The organism is Bacteroidales bacterium, assembly GCA_023228145.1.
Lineage (GTDB): Bacteria > Bacteroidota > Bacteroidia > Bacteroidales > CAIWKO01 > CAIWKO01.
Window position 1 is genome coordinate 1 of sequence record JALOBU010000034.1, and the last position, 17,660, is coordinate 17,660.

Annotated in this window: 16 protein-coding genes; 9 read left to right on the top strand and 7 right to left on the bottom strand. The window is 36.1% G+C overall.

What is annotated here, in order from left to right:
- Positions 1 to 161: 161 nt before the first annotated feature.
- From M0R16_12345 to M0R16_12370, 6 genes are all read right to left on the bottom strand, one after another.
- Entirely contained in the window at positions 162 to 731 is a 570-nt protein-coding gene (locus tag M0R16_12345) for a phosphoribosylglycinamide formyltransferase (protein ID MCK9613664.1), read from the bottom strand.
- Positions 728 to 1,753, bottom strand: coding sequence for an SPASM domain-containing protein (locus M0R16_12350; protein ID MCK9613665.1), 1,026 nt, complete (start codon positions 1,751 to 1,753; stop codon positions 728 to 730). The genes M0R16_12345 and M0R16_12350 overlap by 4 nt, the downstream gene beginning before the upstream one ends.
- Positions 1,754 to 1,756: 3 nt before the next feature.
- Complete coding sequence (locus M0R16_12355) at positions 1,757 to 2,851, bottom strand: AI-2E family transporter (protein MCK9613666.1); 1,095 nt, start codon at positions 2,849 to 2,851, stop codon at positions 1,757 to 1,759.
- A gap of 47 nt (positions 2,852 to 2,898) precedes the next feature.
- Positions 2,899 to 3,972: a hypothetical protein gene (locus M0R16_12360; GenBank protein ID MCK9613667.1), complete on the bottom strand. Its 1,074-nt coding sequence runs from the start codon at positions 3,970 to 3,972 to the stop codon at positions 2,899 to 2,901.
- 7 nt (positions 3,973 to 3,979) lie between these two features.
- Complete coding sequence (locus M0R16_12365; GenBank protein ID MCK9613668.1) at positions 3,980 to 6,382, bottom strand: TonB-dependent receptor; 2,403 nt, start codon at positions 6,380 to 6,382, stop codon at positions 3,980 to 3,982.
- Between the two features lie 278 nt (positions 6,383 to 6,660).
- Complete coding sequence (locus M0R16_12370; protein MCK9613669.1) at positions 6,661 to 9,072, bottom strand: TonB-dependent receptor; 2,412 nt, start codon at positions 9,070 to 9,072, stop codon at positions 6,661 to 6,663.
- Positions 9,073 to 9,291: 219 nt separating this feature from the next.
- Here M0R16_12370 and dprA point away from each other — a divergent pair, with 219 nt between their 5' ends.
- The gene (gene dprA / locus M0R16_12375; protein MCK9613670.1) at positions 9,292 to 10,389 is read left to right on the top strand and encodes a DNA-processing protein DprA; all 1,098 of its coding nucleotides are present in this window, start codon (positions 9,292 to 9,294) and stop codon (positions 10,387 to 10,389) included.
- Here the strand turns inward: dprA and M0R16_12380 are convergent.
- On the bottom strand, positions 10,384 to 11,106 hold the full coding sequence (locus tag M0R16_12380; GenBank protein MCK9613671.1) for a PrsW family glutamic-type intramembrane protease: 723 nt from the start codon (positions 11,104 to 11,106) through the stop codon (positions 10,384 to 10,386). The genes dprA and M0R16_12380 overlap by 6 nt on opposite strands.
- A 125-nt stretch (positions 11,107 to 11,231) precedes the next feature.
- On the opposite strand from M0R16_12380, the gene M0R16_12385 reads away from it, so the two are divergent.
- The 8 genes from M0R16_12385 to M0R16_12420 all read left to right on the top strand — a co-directional run bounded on the left by M0R16_12385 (position 11,232) and on the right by M0R16_12420 (position 17,577).
- Complete coding sequence (locus tag M0R16_12385; protein MCK9613672.1) at positions 11,232 to 11,849, top strand: deoxynucleoside kinase; 618 nt, start codon at positions 11,232 to 11,234, stop codon at positions 11,847 to 11,849.
- 6 nt (positions 11,850 to 11,855) lie between these two features.
- Positions 11,856 to 12,596 (top strand): 3-deoxy-manno-octulosonate cytidylyltransferase, encoded by a 741-nt coding sequence (gene kdsB / locus M0R16_12390; protein MCK9613673.1) that lies wholly within the window; start codon positions 11,856 to 11,858, stop codon positions 12,594 to 12,596.
- 50 nt (positions 12,597 to 12,646) lie between these two features.
- Complete coding sequence (locus M0R16_12395; GenBank protein MCK9613674.1) at positions 12,647 to 13,714, top strand: hypothetical protein; 1,068 nt, start codon at positions 12,647 to 12,649, stop codon at positions 13,712 to 13,714.
- A gap of 12 nt (positions 13,715 to 13,726) precedes the next feature.
- Positions 13,727 to 14,407, top strand: coding sequence for a tRNA (guanosine(46)-N7)-methyltransferase TrmB (gene trmB / locus M0R16_12400; protein MCK9613675.1), 681 nt, complete (start codon positions 13,727 to 13,729; stop codon positions 14,405 to 14,407).
- On the top strand, positions 14,394 to 14,750 hold the full coding sequence (locus M0R16_12405) for an MGMT family protein (protein MCK9613676.1): 357 nt from the start codon (positions 14,394 to 14,396) through the stop codon (positions 14,748 to 14,750). Before trmB ends, M0R16_12405 begins: the two co-directional genes overlap by 14 nt.
- A 114-nt stretch (positions 14,751 to 14,864) precedes the next feature.
- Positions 14,865 to 15,872, top strand: a complete 1,008-nt coding sequence (locus M0R16_12410) for a hypothetical protein (GenBank protein MCK9613677.1) — start codon at positions 14,865 to 14,867, stop codon at positions 15,870 to 15,872.
- Complete coding sequence (locus M0R16_12415) at positions 15,869 to 16,867, top strand: bifunctional 3-deoxy-7-phosphoheptulonate synthase/chorismate mutase (protein ID MCK9613678.1); 999 nt, start codon at positions 15,869 to 15,871, stop codon at positions 16,865 to 16,867. The genes M0R16_12410 and M0R16_12415 overlap by 4 nt, the downstream gene beginning before the upstream one ends.
- A gap of 29 nt (positions 16,868 to 16,896) precedes the next feature.
- Complete coding sequence (locus M0R16_12420; protein ID MCK9613679.1) at positions 16,897 to 17,577, top strand: HAD-IIIA family hydrolase; 681 nt, start codon at positions 16,897 to 16,899, stop codon at positions 17,575 to 17,577.
- The last annotated feature ends 83 nt before the right edge of the window (positions 17,578 to 17,660 follow it).

Genomic DNA, 17,660 nt, shown 5'->3' on the forward strand with positions numbered 1-17,660 from the left:
CTAAAAGCTTAATTGTCGAATTAGTTCACCTCTCTTTCTCTGGTTCTTCAGTAATAATTACAATAAAATTAAGTAAATTAAAAATCATTTTGCAAAACTAATGGCTTGTCGAAGGAGGCGGGGCTATTAATCAAATTCTACCAACCCACAGGGTTTCACCTTTACATACCTAAAATCACTTTCTCAATTATTTCAGGAAAATATTTGTATTCCAATTGGTGAACCTTTTGTGCTATTGTTTCAGAAGTGTCTTCTTTTGTAACAAGACACCGCGCCTGAAATATTACCGCACCATCGTCGTATTTTTCGCTCACAAAATGTATAGAAATACCCGTCTCCGTATCACCTGACTGGCGGACGGCCTCATGGACAAAATCGCCGTACATTCCCTTGCCTCCATATTTTGGCAATAAGGCGGGATGAATATTTATAATTTTGTTTGGAAAAGCACGAATAATATTTTGTGGAATCAGCAACAGGAAACCCGCCAGCACAATAAAATCAATATTAAATTCTGACAATTTATCTAAAACCAAAGTGGTTTGTTTCAGTTCTGCCGAAGTAAAAATAAAACAGGGAATATCGTGTTTTTTTGCCCTTTCAATCACAAAAGCATCTTTGTTGTTGGTTAATATCAACGAGACGTTGATGTTATTTTTGAAAGAAAAATAATTAATAATATTTTCAGCATTGCTGCCGTTTCCTGAGGCAAAAATAGCGACATTTTTCATTGCGAAAATTTTTTCTTTAATCCTTCGCTGCAATTACAGCAAATATCGATGTTTTTACGTTCGGAAAAAACTTTTTGCCTGAATATTCTATAAGCATCACCCTTGCATATTTCATCCATCTTCTGATGAAAAATGTTTCCCATGGCGTATGAGGCGTTTTTATCAAAACAACAGGGAACGACATTTCCGTCCCACGTTATCACACAGGAGCTCCACATCCGAAAACAACGGTTGGGCAATGTGCTCTTGATTTTAATCTTTCCTTCTTTGTCTTTTGTATAACGTGTGTTTTTCTCCGTTAACCAGGCATCGGCATTGGCAAAATTTAACAACTGAATATCCTTAATCTTCACCGCGTCAACGCCAAGCTGTTTCCCTAACTTTTTAATTTCAAACACCTGATGCCGGTTTGCCCTTGTGAGCAAAAATTGAAGTTCAAGAAATGGGAAGCTTGATTTTGTTTTTTTTCTGGCTTCAACCATATTTTGAATACCGGAGATAACCTTATTGAAATCTCCTCCTTTTCTGTATTGCAGATATGTTAGAGCATCTGTTCCGTCAAGAGAAATAATGAGTTTGTCAAGCCCCGACAGTATAAGCTGCCTTGACGTTGCATTGTCAAGAAAGTGGCCGTTTGTTGAAACCGCCACATAGAACTTTTTTGTTTTTGCATAGTGTATCATGGCCGACAAGTCCTCATTCAGAAAGGGTTCGCCCTGAAAATACAAGTTCATGTAAAAGCAACGTTCCGACAAACTATCTGTAATCTTTTTAAAATTATCAATTTGAAGCCTACCTTTTGGACGATTAAATTCCGGAAGACTCGTGAAACATTCGGGACAATGTAAGTTACAGGAGGTTGTTGGTTCAATGGAAACAAATGCCGGTTTCCCGGCATGATAATTTTTTTTAAACAAGGCCGCAAACCAATAAGACGTTACCAGCAATAAGTAGTTTGTGAATTTTTTCAGGGAGATAACTTTCAGCAAACGGAAAAAATCTTGTACCAGTTCCGTTTTCAAGGCTCAGATATTTTTTGTGATACGCTTTATTACCGGGTATTGAATTAAAAACTCCTTTGCTATAATGCGAATAACAGTATATGTAGGAATTGCAAGCACCATTCCGAGTATTCCCGCAGTGCTTCCGGCTATCAATATCACGAGAAAAATTTCAAGCGGATGTGCCTTCACCACATTTGAATAAATAGTTGGCTGAAAGATAAAAGCATCAAGAACATTAATAACAATCAAAGGCCCGGTAACCTTCAAAAATACTATAAATAAATCAAAATGGTCACCGGCTTCAATGATTCCGGTGGAAGCAAACAGCATGGCAATTATCCAACCGATAATAGGGCCCACATAGGGAACAACATTCATCATCCCTGCAAAAATGCCGATCATCAGGGCGTTTTTAAAACCCATAATAGTCATGCAGACGGTAATAAGCGTCATAACAATCAACAAATCGAGGCTTAGTCCCAAAAAGTACTTAGATAAAAGCCTGATAACCTTCAGGTAAATATGCTTAATCTCCGACTGAAGTCGAACCGGCGTTAAAAGCATAATGGCTTTTATAAGCATTTTGTCTTGTTTTAAAAAGAAAAATGTAATAAAACCTATGGCAAAAACAGCAACTAAAAAGCTGCTTGCAAAGTTTATTATAGTTGTAGCCAAATCCTGAACATTGGTAATATTTACAAATGACATAACTTTATTGGAAATAACTTCTTCCAGGTTCTCACCTGTTTGCATAATACGGTTTTGTGCCAGGAAATTTTCAAGCCAGTCCACAGGCTCTTGTATTCCTTCAAGCAATAAGCTTTGGTCCATGGAAGATATTTTCGAAATTTGTTCTACCAGAAGAGGCACGACAAGTGCAAAGAAACCGAAAATCAACCCATAAATAACAAGCAAAGTAATGATGGCACTCAGGGTGTGTGGAAAATTTTTTTTGCCAATTCTGATACGGTCTAAGAGATGTATCAACGGACGTCCCATAACCGACAGAACGGCGGCAACAAGAATATAAATAACTATTTTAGAAAAATACCAGACCAAAAAACCCACAACAATCACACTTAGGATTATAAGAAGCCATTTATTTCTTTTAAGCATGTGGCATAGTATTTCGTCAAAATTAATGAAAAAGAATATATCTGGTATTAAATTGTCTTTAAAATAATTTCTTCAAAAAGAGCGCTGTTGTTTTTAACATAAATTCCCGTATAATCATCTGTATGTTTCATTGCTACTTCCAAACAAAAATCCTTCTGCTTTACAGAGTAATAGATTTTTTTTTCGGAAAAATATTTGGCAAGGTATTCCTGTTCCGGCTGCCCGGGGGTTGGAACAAGTATGGCTTTTTGGCCTGTAGCCGCCAAATCCATGATGGTGGAATATCCCGAACGTGCTATAAAAAACTCTGATTTCATCATATATTTTTGAATTTCGGAAGCAGGTAAAAAATTAAAAATCACAAGATTGTTTTCAGAGGTTTTTTCAATAGGTTCAGAAGGAACACCAAGAATTAGCACTGCTTTTTTATCAGACTTTTGCAGTTGTTTAAGAATAATTTGTTGAAATAGGGTGCGCTGGGGTTCTGGGCCGGAAAGAACTACACAGAAATCATATTCTTTTTTTTCAGAATATTCCTGTTTTTCCAATGAAGAAAGTAAGCCTATAAAAAAAGAGTTCTTCGGAGGTTTGTATTTTCCTGATAATTCCCCTGCCAGTTTGAAATCACCGGGCAGGTCAGGAACCCAGCAAAAATTATATTTTAAAATAAAATAACGGTGAGCTGTTTTTAAAAAATTTTCAATGAAGGTATTTTCGCAAGCTGTTTTTATAAATAGCTGGTGTGTTATATAAATTGATTTTATTTTTTTATTCCAGAGGCCAAACCTGTTATCGGAGATAACAACATCGATGTCATAAAGTTTAATTATTTTTTTCAGCAGCCGATGTTCTGTAATTATTCCTATAAGGATTTTGGGAATCTGTAAAAGAATTTTGAGGGTGAGTTTTTCCCCTTTTGAGTATTTGATATTATAATCTTTAAAGTTTACAATTTGTGTTTCGGGAAATGTGTTTTTAAGTAAAGCCAACGCACTGCCGCAGGCAGCGATAGTAATATTGTGGCCTTGAGTTTTTAAAAAATTAATTATAGGAATACATCGGCTGGCATGTCCCAGGCCCCAGTTCAGCGGACAAACAAGCACATTTTTTTTTGTGGGCACAATTTTGTCAGAAAGTTAAACTATACTGTATGGCGATATTTCGCGGCGCCTCAATAAAGCCCGGCCTTGTCATATACTCGGTATTCAGTAAATTATTTACGTGTATGCCTATACGTTGTGTTTCAGAGATATCAAAGAGTCCGCGAAGATTCATTAAAAAATAACCCTTATCGTGTTCGTCTCTGTAAGCCTTAAGCCCGGGAAGAAGATCTGACGGTGCATAACCCGGAATCAAAGGCCCCTCGAAAGCCTTGTCAATATTTATTATATTGCTATTATATATCATGCCTATTCCAAGCGTAAAGAAGTGGAACGTTAAGTCAACATCGAGCTTAACAGAATGCAGATTCCTGTATTTTAAATATTTATTGTTTTCTGTTTTTGAGGTGTCAATCATCGGGTCATAATTTAAATCGATGGGATAAATAAAAGTATAACCTGCCAGTATTGTCAGAGGGAAGCCGAAAAAATTTCCTTGTCCTGTAAAGCTGAAATCAAGTCCGGTTACACGTGCGTGTCCGACATTTAAGGATTTAAATCCAATATCGTCAAGGGTGGCATATTGTGCTGTGTCGGGTTTATATATACCAAAAGTAAATTCCATCATGTCTTTATATTCAGTCCAAAAACCTGCGGCATCCAGATAACCGTTCCAGTTTCCTGCCCTGAAACCGTATTTTATTCCAAGTTCAGCACTCCAGCCGGTTTCCGGCTTCAGCAGCTTATTAGGAAATAAATTTAACCCCCCCAGATTGGTTTTGATAAATTTTTCTGCGATAGAAGGGAAACGGTACCCCTGCCCGAAAGAGGCCCTGATAAATGTATATTTTGCCACTTCATAACTTACACCTGCCCTGAAAACCGGAGTAAGAGGCAATTTATGATTTTTGCCGTTGATTTTGAAAGAAATTGTTGATTCGGATTCAGCGGTATCAATCCGGTAATATTCACCCCTGATACCCAGTGATATAGAAAACTTTTTCCAGAACTTGGCATCATATTGCGCGTATATTGACAAATTAACACCATCGTGCTTTCCAAATAATTCTGCTTGTGTATTGGAGTAACTTCCGGAAACACCGGCAGTCAGATTGTGTTTCCCTTTAAAATTATGTTGGTATTGATAGTCGCCGTAAACTAAATCAGCAATATTTGTTTTTCCGGTTGTATCACCAGGAAAAATATTTGCTGTTCTAAAATAACGTAATTTTAATGAATACTTGCTTCCTCTTTTGTTAAAGTACAAAAAATAAGGGTCAACATTCACACGGTATCCCCTGTTATGATTCACAGCGTCCGGGCGTTGCAAATAAGCTCCTGAGTCAGCATTTTGCCATAAAAAGAATTCTGTGGCATCTGTGAACATGGAATTTGTGTTTAAACCAACAGAAAGCCCTTCAAATTTTTTTGAACGATATCTGAAGTTTGCATTTAATCTGGCACGGGAATGGGCATTAGGATAACGAAAGCCCTGGTCTTCATAAGCCTGTCCTCCGACTACTAAATCAAACTGTCCCATTTTTCTTAAATGGGTAAATGTGATTCCTCCAAAGCCCGGATTTTTCACGCCAAGCAATGAAAGAGGGTTAACAAGTTTTGATATCAATGTGTTGGAATATCCGGGTTCATATTCGTCCCACCATATCAGCTCTCGGCGTTGCGGGGCAAGGTAAACACCTTCGTTGATAATTATTTTTGTTTGTGGTTTGTCTTTTGGAAAGGCGGTTCTCATATTGATAACACCATTGAGCGCCGACGAACCGAATAATGCAGAAGAAGCTCCTTTAAGAACTTCAACCTGTGAAACATTTTCAATGGGCATAAAGTCCCATTTTGGATCTCCCGCATCTGCGGAAATCAAAGGCATATCGTCCATCATTACCAAAACACGGCTACCCGCTCCGTAACTATAGCCGCTTCCACCACGGATACTTGGCTGCTCATCGTAAACATCCACACCGGGTATTTTGTTGATAACATCACTGATATTATTTGTATTCAGTTTTTCAATTTGTGCCGGTTTTAATACTGACATTGATATGGTAACATCGGACAGTTTTTGTTCAAATTTGCCAGCACTGACAACAACGCCTTCAATTGCCATGGATTCTTCAAATAACTGTATATCTTCTACCCTTGTTTGCCCGGGCTTTAGTGTATAGGTGTTCACAACAGTTGCATAACCTATATACTTATATGTTACTTTTATTGTCCCGGGTTCAACTTTTAGTGAATATTTTCCATCAAAATCGGTAGCCACGCCTGTTTTTTCATCCAGAATAACATTAACCCCGGGTATGGTTTCTTTTGAATTGCCATTATAAACAGTGCCTTTAATAGTGGCCTGCTGGGCAATTGAATGTAATGAAAATGTAATGAAAAATAATAAAAGAAAGTATGTTTTTTTCATATTGAAAGCATTTAAAAAGCATGCAAAATTAAAAATTATTTGACAACTATTTTTTCTCACAAAACGTTGAAAATAATATAGTTACGTGATTTTATGTTTTGTACATAAGGAGTGCTTATTCTAAAAGCATTGATATTCCTGAGTTTTAGATACAAAAAGCCGTTTTTTCCCAGGCAGGTGTTTTTTTGTTAAAAATTCTTAAAAATTCTGTTTTGTCATAAAACAAACGGCTAAATCTATTGAATTTTAGAAGACATAGCTCTTAGTTTTATTGATAATTAAAACCCAAGCGTATATTGTATAGCAATGTTAATTGGAGCTTCAACAAAACCGGGACGGGTCATATATTCCTGATTTAAAATGTTGTTGAGGAATACTCCAATTCTGTGCTGTTTTGAAATGTTAAATAACAACCTCAAATCTATCAAATGATATCCTTTATTGTTTTTATCTCTGTATTCTTTGAAACCAGGAAGAAGTTGTGTAGAGGACAGCCCGGGAATTAAAGGTTCTTCAAACGCCTTATCAACTCTGATAATATTACTGCAATAGTTATACGCAACACCCAGAGTAAAAAAATGAATTTCTATTTCAAAATCTGCTTTCACAGAATGCTGATAACGATATTTTAAAAATTTATCAATCTCTGTTGTGGCAGTATCTGATGCATCATAATCCAAATCAATAGGGTACATATAAGTGTATCCGATGATAAAAGATGCCGGGAAACTGAATATAAGGCCTTTGCCGGTGATATTTGCATCTACACCGCATACAAGGGCGTGTCCAACATTAAGAGATTTAAACCCAATGTCATTGAGAGTTGCGTATTGAGCAGTATCGGGTTTGTAAACACCAAAAGTAAACTCCATCATGTTTTTATATTGAGTATAAAAACCTGCGACGTCAAGAAATCCCAGCCAGGTCCCGATTTTATAACCCTGTTTAATACCAAGTTCTGCGCTCCATCCAGATTCAGGCCGTAATTTGGTATTGGGAAAAATATTTAATCCGCCTATGCTGGTTTTAATGTATTTTTCTGCTATGGATGGGAACCGATATCCTTGCCCAAAAGATGCGCGAATGAAAGTATATTCAGCAGGCTGATAATTTATTCCCGCCCTGAATACGGGCTCAATGGGAATTTCTATCGTATCTTTTTTGGTTTTTATAGAAAATGATGACTCGGATTCGTCTTTATCAATACGGAAATATTCTCCCCTTATACCTATTGATATCGACAACTTTTCCCAGAATTTGGCATCGAACTGTGCATAAATGGCTCCATTTAATCCGTGGTGACTTGTCTGATATAATAATGCAGTGGACTGGCTGTAATTTCCGGAAATACCCGCTGTGAGGTTATATTTCTTTTTAAATAGGTGCTGATACTGATAATCTGCGTATATAACCTGCGAATCATTATCTTTTGTGCTATCTGCCTTATCGTGATTTGTTTGCATGTAATACCTTAATTTAAGACTGTATTTACTACCCCGTTTGTTAAAAAACAACAGATAGGGATCCAGATTAAAACGGTGCCCAATATTTGCTACGGGTGCATTGCTTTGTTTATAAATACCATCATCTCCGTTTGTCCAGAGAAAAAAGTTTGCTTTGTCCTGCATCATGTAATTAGTATTCAGTCCGAAAGACAACCCTTCAATTTTTTTAATCCTGTATCTTAAATTAACATTTGCCCTTGCGCGAGCTTCTCCGTCACCATAACGAAAGCTCTGGTTTTCATAAAGATTTCCACCTACTACCAGGTCAAGTTGTCCTATTTTTCTTGAATGAAAAAAACTTGCGCCTCCAAACCCGGGGTTTTTTACGCCAAATAGCGACGCGGGATTTACAATTTTTGCCAAAACAGTTTGTTCATATTTATATGGTAAATTTTCGTCATACCACCATGCTGTTTCTATGCGCTTTGGATTTAAATATAATCCTGTGTTTATAATAATTTTTGTTTCGGGCTTATCTTTTGGATAGGCAGTTCTCAGATTAATCACTCCACTTAAAGCCGAAGAACCGAAGAGGGCAGAAGATGCACCCTTGATGACTTCGACTTGTGAAAGGTTTTCTATAGGAAGGTAATTCCATTTTGTATCCGCAGCGTCAGGCGAAAGCATGGGCATATCATCCACCAGTATCTGCACCCTGCTTCCGGCCCCGTAACTATAACCGCTGCCTCCGCGAATACTTGGCTGTGAGTCGTATATTTCAACCCCGGACACTTTATTGAGTGCAGACATAATATTATTGGTATTCTGGTTTTCAATGCGTGAGGGCTTAATCACATCCATTGAAACTGTTACGTCGGTTAATTTCTGTTCAAACTTACCCGCACTGACTACCACTCCTTCAATAGCTGTGGACTTTTCAAACATATAAATGTCTATTATTTTTGTTTCTCCGGTTTTAATTTCAAAAAGCTTAGTAACATTTCCATAGCCCAGCAGTTTAAAAACCAGTTTTACCGCTTTTCCCGGATGAACTTTAACAGAATATGAGCCGTCTATTTCCGAAATTATTCCGGTTTTTTCGCTTGTCAGTACGCTGACACCAGGAATGGTTTCATTTGTGTTTCCGTTATAAATAACTCCCCTAACGCTGGCTTCCTGTGCGTGAAGAATTCTGAAAGTTGAAAAAAGAAAAATAAAAACCAACAAAAATTGTTTGAGTTTCATATAAAAATTTTTATTTAGCAAAAAAATTTGAGAAGACAAAATTATAAAAATGTATTCTAATTTTTAAATTTATAAAAAATGTAATTTGCCTGAAAAAGAAATGTAAAAAATTATTTAACTGATTAATAGGCATATAAAAGTTGGCAAATAAGACACAAAATTCCGTTATTTTATTAATTGTTTTGTAAAAATTTTTCTTAAAAAAATTAAAATCAGTACATGTTATTATATCAGATAGCTGTTACACTAATTCCCGGGATAGGCGATATAACAGGTAAAAAACTTATTGCATACTGCGGGGGCATTGAAGAAGTGTTTAAAACAAAAAAAACACAATTATTAAAAATACCCGGCATACGAAATACACTGGCAACATCTGTAATTGACTCAAGAACGGAAGCTCTTAAACGTGCTGAAAAAGAAATTAGATTTATTGAAAAATATCATATTGCTACATTTTTTTTCACAGAAAACTCATATCCTGCACGACTAAAACACTGTATAGACTCCCCCATGATGCTGTATTATAAAGGGAATGCTGATTTCAATAAACAAAAAATTATCAGCGTGGTTGGTACAAGAAGCGCCACCGAATATGGCAAAGAATGTTGCAGACAACTGATTGAAGGGCTGGCAGATACCGACGCTCTTATAGTAAGCGGATTGGCCCATGGTATTGATTCCCATGCACACAGGGAAGCTTTAAAAAATAATCTTGAAACCATTGCTGTGGTTGGCCATGGCCTTGATAGAATTTATCCGGCAGTAAATAAAGCTCTGGCAGAAAAAATAATTGCCAGGGGAGGTATTATTACTGATTTTATAAGCGAAACAAATCCTGACAGGGAGAATTTTCCGAAAAGAAACCGGATTATAGCAGGCATGTCTGATGCCACAGTTGTTGTTGAAGCAGCAAAAAAGGGCGGAGCATTGATAACAGCCGACATTGCAAATTCATATAATAGAGATGTGTTTGCTGTTCCAGGAAAAATTACCGACATCTATTCAGAAGGATGTAACCATTTTATTAAAACAAATAAAGCGGCATTAATTCAATCGGCAAATGATATAAAATATCTGATGGGGTGGGATGTTAAAAAGAAGAAAAACGAGACAATACAACGAAAACTTTTTGTAAATCTTAGCCCCGATGAAAATTTAATTGTCGCTCTTCTAACAGAAAATGTTCAGATGAGTGTTGACGGCATTTGCTTGGAATTACAAATAACAACCAGCCGTGTTGCCGCGGCCTTGCTAAATCTGGAATTGGAAGGTATTGTTAAAAGCTTGCCGGGGAAAATGTATTGTCTTTTATAAACCCTGAGAATTGTTTTCTGCCCTGTGAGGGTTAAAAGGTGATTTTTTTTGATGATGATTTATGGCCAGAAATGTAATAGCGATAGAAGCACCCAAAACCACGAAAGATAAAATAGCCAGCGCGGCATTATTTTTTTGAAAAAGAAAAAAATCATACAGTCCGTGAACTAAAGTTGCTATTGTAATACCATAAAAATAGTTCAACATTTTATTTTGTGAAAATTTAGCCTTCCCAACGAAAAACCCCATAAAGATAGCACAAACAGCATGAAGGGGTACGGCCGTAAACATACGCAATAATGAAGACTCCACACCTAAAGACAAAGAATATATTATGTTTTCAACTGTAGCGAAGCCCATGGATATCATTACAGAATAAACAATACCGTCAAAAGGCTCATTGAAATCTTTTTTGGGAAAAGCAAAAGTTCTCAATATTGTGAACTTACATACTTCTTCATTTAACCCCACAACTAAAAAAGCAAAAATTAAGGTAGTTAACAAGCCCTTGTTGTCGTCAACACCCATCCAAATAAAAATTTCTTCAATTATTATTGCCGGTATGATGCACAACATTCCTAATAAATAGCTGTTACGCAAAAGTTTGTAGGGTTCTTTTTCGTATTTGTCTCTGAAGTAAATAAAAAACACGATGGCAATACAAGGTGCAACGGCCAAAGGTATTGCAAATAGAAATTTGGAAATAATATCAATCATTACACAAAAAAAACAAATTTATAAAATAGATTATCGTAAAAATTTTATTTTTGAAAAATCATTAAGTATCCGAAAAAAAACTAATTTTATTCGTGCATTTTTTTATATAAACTAAAACAAATTTTATGCATATAGCTATTGCGGGCAATATCGGCTCCGGCAAAACAACCCTGACGGGAATTCTTGCCAAACATTTTAAATGGGAAGCGCATTATGAAGACGTGGAAACCAATCCGTATCTGGCAAGTTTTTACGACGATATGCAACGCTGGTCCTTTAATTTGCAAATATATTTTCTTAACAGCCGTTTCCGGCAGATAATAAAAATTCGTGAAGGCTCAAAAACAGTTATTCAGGACAGAACAATTTATGAAGATGCCTATATTTTTGCCCCAAACCTGCATACAATGGGCCTAATGTCCACAAGGGATTTTGATAATTACAGTTCGCTTTTCGAGTTAATGAACAGTTTTATCAAACCGCCCGACCTGCTGATATACCTTAGGGCAGAAGTCCCTACTCTCGTCAGGCAAATACAAAAACGTAACAGGGATTATGAAAATTCAATACGCATTGATTACCTTACCCGGCTTAATGAGCGTTATGAAGCCTGGATTTCAACTTATGATGTTGGGAAGCTACTAATAGTGGATGTGGACGACAAAGACCTCGCACACAATGCCGCCGACCAGGAAAGCTTTATTGAAAAAATCAATGCAGAACTTTACGGATTGTTTAAATAAACCACCATGAATTTTGTTGGAATCATTCCGGCACGTTATGCCTCAACCCGTTTTCCAGGGAAACCCCTGATTGTTATACATGGCAAATCCATGGTACAACGTGTTTACGAACAGGCAAAAAAATCGGCAGTATTGTCGGAGGTAGTAGTTGCTACAGACGATAACCGTATTTTTGAACATGTACAACAGTTTGGCGGCAAAGTCATGATGACCTCTTCTCTGCATCGTACGGGCACGGAACGATGTAACGAAGTTGTTACATTGTTGGAAAAAGAAAATAAATTTTTTGATGTAGCAATAAATATTCAGGGCGATGAACCTTATATTCAACCCGAACAAATAAATATGCTGGCCCTATGTTTCAATAATTCTGAGGTTGCAATTGCCACATTGAAGAAAAAAGTAATTCCTGGTGACGAATTAAATAATCCAAACACAATTAAAATCGTTACCGATATTTATAATAATGCTATTTATTTTTCACGCTCAGTAATTCCATATAAAAGAGATGATACGAAACAAGATATACCTTATTTCAAGCATATTGGCATTTATGCCTATAAAACAAACATATTAAAAAAAATCGTGCGCCTTATTCCCGCCACGCTTGAAACAACAGAATCTCTTGAACAACTCCGCTGGCTTGAAAACGGATATAAAATTTATATACGCGAAACTTTTTATGACAGTCATTCGGTGGATACACCCGGGGATTTATCAAAATTTAATAATTTTGCCGACCATTGATTTTTTTTGTAATTTAGCTGAAAGAATAAACTTAATTGATTTTTTGTCAAATGAATGTTTTTCAATACATTGGTGAATTATTACTTGTACATGATTGTGTGATTGTCCCCGGCTTTGGTGGATTTATTGCAAACCATATTTCTTCTCAGATACATCCGGTAACTAATAATTTTACACCACCCCGAAAAGAAATTTTGTTTAATCCGGGCATTCAACATAATGACGGTTTACTTGTTACCTACATTTCACAAAAGGAAAGTATATCTTATGAGCAGGCTTTATTAAAACTCAATAATTTTTTATCAGGATGTTTTAATAAACTTAACAACAACCAAAGTATTGATATACTTAATGTAGGCACTATCACATACGATAAATACAACAATTATAAATTTTCTCCATATAGTGACACAAGCCTGGTATTGTCTTCTTATGGATTGGAAGAATTCATTTCTCCGGCAATACAAAGAGATGGAATTGAAAAACGCATTGAAAAAATATTTTCTGAAAGAAAAATCGTTCGTTCTGAAAGTAAAAAAGCAAATGTTTTTGCACGAATTGCTATGATTTCTGTTCCTGCTGCCGCCATTTTTGTTTGGGCTTTTCTCAACATCGGAACTATTTCTGATATTTCAAACAATTATTCAAATCTTAGCTCTATATTTTCGGTTTCAAAAAATCGCATTCCTCTTGCGGAAAAGAACATATTAACAACCCATGAAGCACACAACTCTCCCTATATTTGGGAAAATCCTTTTATTATTTCAGGGAAAAAACACATACTTAAACAAGAATCCACTATAGTTTATCCATTAATAACAGACAGAGCCTCTTTACCCGCAAACGAGAATACCGAAGAACTCACTTTGGTGTCCGGCAACCTTACAAATTGTAGTTATTATATCATAGGCAGTTGTAACCGCAATGTAAGTTTTGCTGAAAACTTTAAAAACAAACTGCACAGCAACGGATATTCAAATGCAGGAGTTTTAGAGCCGGAAGGAAACGAATTATATAAAGTTTATTTTGATTGTTTTGATTCGGAAACGGAAGCCATGAATCAATTGGTTCAGGTTCACAAAAATGGCAATCCTGATGCCTGGTTGTTGAAAAAATAATCGTTGCTATTTGTGGGAAAAAATAAATTGCAGCGATTTGCTGAAACAACAACTTTCAAAAATTTCGTACAACCGGAAAAATATTTTTTTACTGAGGATTTTTATTTTAAAGGCAATTGGTGTTCGAATTTTTTTAAAAACAACAACGCTCTTTATCTTGAGTTAGGATGTGGCAAGGGAGAATATACCGTGGGACTGGCACGTATTCATCCGTATAATAATTATCTTGGTGTTGATATCAAAGGCGCCCGAATGTGGAGGGGGGCAAAAACAGCACTGAATGAAAACATTGAAAATGCTGGCTTTTTGCGTATCAGAATAAATCAGATTTCCCGTTTTTTCGCAAAAGGCGAGGTGAACGGAATTTGGATTACATTTCCAGACCCTCAGCCGAAACAGGCAAAAGCTGGCAAACGCCTTACCAGCCCCGAATTTCTGGAAGAATATAAAAAATTTCTGAAGCCCGGAGCAATTATACATTTGAAAACAGACAACCTGCCTCTTTTTGATTACACGCTTGAAATAATTGAACAGCATCATCATAAGTTGCTGATGAAAACTTACGACCTTTATTCAGAGAGTATAGACAATGAAGCAAAAAACATACAGACATTTTACGAGAAAATGTTTCTTGCTGAAGATAAAAAAATTTGTTATTTGCAATTTTGCTTAAGTCCGGATGAAAAAAAATAATATTCATAAAGATAACTCCTCTTTTTTTGCAATGGTTTATGATGTAGCAAGACAAATACCTTGTGGCAGGGTAACTTCCTATGGGGCTATCGCAGAATATCTCGGCAGCAAAAGCTCTTCCCGTATGGTAGGCTGGGCTATGAACCAATCGCATAGCCAAAAAAAACCTGTTCCTGCACACAGGGTGGTAAATCGTAATGGTATTCTTACGGGAAAACATCATTTTGGCGGTAGTAACCTTATGAAACAATTACTGGAAAACGAGGGGATAAAAGTTGTTGATGACCAGATAATAAATTTTAAACAGCATTTTTGGGACCCAAACAAAGAACTAAACTTTTAATGTGTTCAAATCCCATTATGTTTTGGGCATTACAAAAAACAAGCAAGCAGAGACTATTACATTAATTGGTGTTTTCAGTTAAAAAGTTTGTAGTTTTGCAAAAAAATTTCTTATATGAAAATTTCTGCTTCGGTATATTCGGGAAAAGGCTTGGAGCTTGAAGCACTCATAAAAGAACTGGATGCTTACCGTGTTGATTATTTTCATATTGATTGTCTTGACGACATTCAGGTATTTGATGACATTGAACGTATTCGCAGAATAAGCAATACCCCCATTGATTTGCATTTGATATGTCCCCGGCCGGATAAATATTATCCATTGATAGAAAAGCATCAAATAGAAAATATAACCATTCAATATGAAGCTATTGAAAATGGCATGTCATGGCCGAAAAATATAAATTTAAAATTTGGACTAGCTATTTCTTCGCAAACTCCGGTTGATGTTTTTGACAAATATGAAAAGAATTTTTCTTTTGTTTTGTTTATGGCCACAACTCCGGGCATAAGCGGAGGAAAATTCGACAAACAAAACTTTAGGAAAATCAGAGAGTTTCGTGCCAAATATCCGGATAAAAAAATTCATGTGGACGGAGGTATCAATGCCGAACTTTCTTTTATACTCCGCAATATGGGCGTATATACTGTTGTGGTTGGCTCATACCTGTTTAAGGGCCCTTTTATAGGTTCAGCCATGCTGAATTTAAAAAGCGACGAAATAAAATCACATTATCTGGTCTCTGATTTTATGCTCGAACAGGATGAAATTCCGGTTATTCAAGAAAAGGAACTAACGTTTGAAAAAGCCCTGTTGAAGATAGATGCATATAAAATGGGATTCACAAATATTGCAGGCGACAATCAATGCCTGCTCGGAATTATTACAAATGCTGATATACGCAAAGGCCTTATTCACAACCTTTCAGATCTTAATAAAATCAATACCAGTTCGCTTATTAACAGAAATCCGGCATATATTTATGAGGACAATACAGTTTCTGATGCGTTGGCATATATTAAAAATCTTAATTTTCCCGTTTTATTTCTTCCTGTAATAAACCGACAAAAACAAATTACAGGAACCATAAAGTTTAACAATTTAATTAAAGGAGAATCATGATACTCCATCTTAACAAAAATATTAAAGCCGAAAAACTTCACAAGCTAACTGAAAAATATCAGGCCATTGTTTTAAAAAGTGACAAATTCAATATTCTAATTACCCCTTCGGCAATTAAACAAACAGAAAAAACAGACGAAGAATATATTGTCGAAAAATTTATTTTTGATTCCGACATTCAACTGGCCAGCAAAAAATACATATCTGAAAAAAGAAAAATTAAAATCGGAGATAATTATATTGGCGGAAATACAGGTAATGTGTTAATTACCATTGGCCCTTGTGCTGTTGAATCTGAAAAGCAAATAACACAGACTGCAGAGCTTATAAACAAAATTGGTTTACGAACTTTGCGGGCCGGCTGTTTCAAACCAAGAACGTCTCCCTATACCTTTCAGGGAATGGGCGTTGCAGGATTAAAATTACTTGACAAAATCCGCAAGAAATATAATTTTACAATTGTTACCGAAGTGCGCGATTCGTCACATGCAGATGATGTTATTGCTTATGCCGACGTGATACAGATTGGCGCCAAATCAATGTATGACCACGGTATTCTAAGAAAATGCGGGAAAACTCAAAAACCTGTTTTACTAAAACGTGGTTTCGGTACTACACTGCAAGAATTTGTGCAGGCATCAGAATTTATTTTATCCGGTGGAAACCCCAATGTTATTCTTTGTGAAAGAGGCATACGAACATTTGAAACAAAAACACGCTTTACCCTTGACCTGTGTGGAGTTGCTTATCTAAAAGAAAACACAAATTTGCCGATAATACTTGACCCGAGTCACGCCATGGGATATGCTTATGGTGTTTCCGACCTGGCACGCGCATGTATGGCCATGGATATAGAAGGCCTTTTAATAGAAGTTCATCCCAACCCGTCTGTTGCGCTTTCTGACGCTTCCCAGCAATTAGATCACGAACAATTTGTTCAATTGTTTAACACGCTAAAGCCTATTGCCAAAGCAATAAACCGTAAAATAATATGATTTGTTTTTTTTCGGATAATTTTAAATATTTGTCAGGACACAGAAAAATAAGTGCTGCAGAATGGGCAAATATCACAGGTATTACTGAAAAAAAAATTAAAGAATTTCTTTCAAAAAAAAGTTTTCCTGACGCGGAACAACTTGTAAAAATAGCAAATCATCTTAAGTATCCCATACACAGATTACTTACTGAAGATATAGCAAAATCGGAACACATAAATAACACATTTGTTTTAAAGTTTCTGGTACTTGATATTGATGGTGTTATGACCGACGGAGGAATCATATATACAGAGAAGGGAGATGAAATTAAAAAATTTAATGCTAAAGACGGACTTGCAATAATCAGTCTTATAAATGCAGGGTGTAAGGTGGGTTTTTTAAGTTCGGGTTTCAGGGAAAATATTATACGTAACCGCGCCAAAACACTTGGTGTTCATAAAATATATATTGGAACCTGGAAAAAACTCGAAGTACTTGAAAAGTGGTGTAAAGAATTAAATATTTCTTTAAAAAATGTTGCATATATTGGTGATGACCTTAACGATATTGCTGTCATTGAAAAAGTTGGACTTTCAGCTTGCCCGGCGGATGCAGCAGAAGTAGTAAAAGAAAAAGCAACTATTGTTTTATCGCTTTGTGGCGGCCAGGGATGTGTGCGTGAATTCGCCGACACATATCTGTCATCCAACATTAAGACACCTTTTTGATTATCAATCTGTTAAAAAAGCTGTTTGTAAAAAAAACAGAAAATCCTTTTGAGTTTTAGAATAAAATGTGTTTATTTGTAAAG

Coding starts and splice junctions, on each gene's coding strand:
- M0R16_12370 (MCK9613669.1), bottom strand. CDS start 9,072: ATGAAACTCAAACAATTTTTGTTGGTTTTTATTTTTCTTTTTTCAACT.
- dprA (MCK9613670.1), top strand. CDS start 9,292: ATGTTATTATATCAGATAGCTGTTACACTAATTCCCGGGATAGGCGAT.
- kdsB (MCK9613673.1), top strand. CDS start 11,856: ATGAATTTTGTTGGAATCATTCCGGCACGTTATGCCTCAACCCGTTTT.
- M0R16_12410 (MCK9613677.1), top strand. CDS start 14,865: ATGAAAATTTCTGCTTCGGTATATTCGGGAAAAGGCTTGGAGCTTGAA.
- M0R16_12380 (MCK9613671.1), bottom strand. CDS start 11,106: ATGATTGATATTATTTCCAAATTTCTATTTGCAATACCTTTGGCCGTT.
- M0R16_12365 (MCK9613668.1), bottom strand. CDS start 6,382: ATGAAAAAAACATACTTTCTTTTATTATTTTTCATTACATTTTCATTA.
- M0R16_12405 (MCK9613676.1), top strand. CDS start 14,394: ATGAAAAAAAATAATATTCATAAAGATAACTCCTCTTTTTTTGCAATG.
- M0R16_12355 (MCK9613666.1), bottom strand. CDS start 2,851: ATGCTTAAAAGAAATAAATGGCTTCTTATAATCCTAAGTGTGATTGTT.
- M0R16_12345 (MCK9613664.1), bottom strand. CDS start 731: ATGAAAAATGTCGCTATTTTTGCCTCAGGAAACGGCAGCAATGCTGAA.
- M0R16_12385 (MCK9613672.1), top strand. CDS start 11,232: ATGCATATAGCTATTGCGGGCAATATCGGCTCCGGCAAAACAACCCTG.
- M0R16_12415 (MCK9613678.1), top strand. CDS start 15,869: ATGATACTCCATCTTAACAAAAATATTAAAGCCGAAAAACTTCACAAG.
- M0R16_12395 (MCK9613674.1), top strand. CDS start 12,647: ATGAATGTTTTTCAATACATTGGTGAATTATTACTTGTACATGATTGT.